Source organism: Bacteroides sp. 3_1_13, from assembly GCF_001185845.1.
Taxonomy (GTDB): Bacteria; Bacteroidota; Bacteroidia; order Bacteroidales; family Bacteroidaceae; genus Bacteroides; species Bacteroides xylanisolvens.
Genome location: NZ_KQ236971.1, coordinates 1 through 1,875 on the forward strand (window position 1 = coordinate 1; position 1,875 = coordinate 1,875).

Annotated in this window: 1 protein-coding gene; it reads right to left on the bottom strand. The window is 32.5% G+C overall.

Features of this window, described 5'->3' with window-relative positions:
• Nucleotides 1-382: 382 nt before the first annotated feature.
• Nucleotides 383-1,561, bottom strand: coding sequence for a tyrosine-type recombinase/integrase (locus tag HMPREF9009_RS24770; protein WP_008646122.1), 1,179 nt, complete (start codon nt 1,559-1,561; stop codon nt 383-385).
• Nucleotides 1,562-1,875 lie beyond the last annotated feature (314 nt).

Here is a 1,875-nt window from a genome sequence, read left to right on the forward strand (position 1 = left end):
ACCAGCAATTGAAATAAATGAAGCATTTTTTTTGTTGTTTTCCATATCTATTAGCTACATCTGTTAAGTTAAACAAAAGTTAGATTCTCTTTTTAGCATAACCACCTGTGAATCAAACGGATACATATAGATAGCAATCAATTGAGGATAGGATTTGAACAATTAGTACCATTAATATCTTTTTTACCTATTATGAGTTATCCGGCATGCGAATCTTTCTTCGTTCCACTATAGTTATCTTTGCGTTTGACTATAGTTATCCGCAAGGGTAACTATAGTATACTTTGCGGATAACTATAGTGGAACGAAAAAAGAATAGCGATCGGAATGAAATCGATTAGCAGAAGAAGGAAATAAAAATAGCAGTGAAAAACTATCTATACTATAGCAATTGGTCAAGTACGGCACGGAACACCTTATCGGCATGTTCTTGCATAATCTTAATATAATTAAAGATAGGACGGTTATTTTTCATACTGTGTCCGATACAGTATTCTATTTTTTCAATTTGAATGCCTAAATCATATCCGTGTTGTGCAAATGTCTTTCGGGCGGAATAGTAAGTAACCTTTTTCTTTACCCCCGAAAGTTCTGTTACCTTATTTATATGTCGGAAGACTAAACTATATATTTGTTTATAAGATGAATATTTACCAAATTGCAAATGCCCATTTCTCGACATATATTTATCTATAAGCACTTTTGCTTCAGGCTGCAAAGTAAATACAATTTCATTTTCTCCCTTCTTGCTATTGCGTGTTTTGTGACGCACATAACGCATATCGTTCTTATTTTTAAAATCATATGCTAATAAATCTCTCAGGTTGATACCGCCTAAATAATAAGTAAGCATAAAAATATCTCTCACCATGGATAAAGAAGACTTTAAAAGCCGGACATCACGTATTCTCTTCAGTTCATCTATTGACAAATCAAGTTCCCGCACATTACTTGTCGGCATCTTAAAGAGGACAAAAGGATGAATGGAGTAAGATACATAATTCATCTTACCGGCATAATTTACTATCACCTTTATTAAAGTCAGATATATTCTGATAGTTGTATCTGCCAGATTCTCCTCGTGAAGAACTTTGGCAAATCCTTGGATATGTATAGGTGTCAATTGAATTAAAGGAAAATCCCCTTTCATATATTTGACTAATCTTTCGGAAGCTATCTTATAAAGTTTATAAGATTTCTCCCGCTCTTCTCCTTTCATGAAATTCATGTATTCTTTTGCAACAGCTTGAAAGGTTATACCTTTTTTCTTTTGTTCATAAGTAATTATACGTATAAGTTCGGTACATGAAATTGCTGGTAAATAGCTGATCGATGTAACAATTTCTTCATACTCATTGATTAGTTTCCGAAGACAGGCATTCATATTCGCTGCATTCTCATGCCTTACTACTCGACCATTTTTTAGTTGATTGGCAGAATCCAAAGTAAATTGGGTAGATATATATCTGGTTTGAGAATGATGTGCTACGGCTATCCTTATTCGATGTCTGCCATTTGATAATTTTTTAGTTGGAACAACTACAATTGAAAAATTCGCCATATCATTTTTAGGTTTATAAATTACTATTTTCCATACAATAAAATAGAAACAAAAAGGTTCATAGTCATTAGGTACTAATCGAAAATCGCTCCTACAGCATGGAATATCGTGCAAAAGACGGTATTTTCCATGCATTTGTACGATTCTGCATTGCTATATCTTGATTAAGTCGTTATGTTTGCAACACTTTTTCACAGGTAGAGTGTGAAAAAGTGCTTTTAAAAAGAGAATCTAACTTTTGTTTAACTCTATAATAAATGTGCTATGTAAATATAGAAATATCACACAATATATTATACTACTAAACCTCTATA

Excerpts from the sequence above, each read along its gene's own strand:
- HMPREF9009_RS24770 (WP_008646122.1), bottom strand. The coding sequence starts at position 1,561 with ATGGCGAATTTTTCAATTGTAGTTGTTCCAACTAAAAAATTATCAAAT.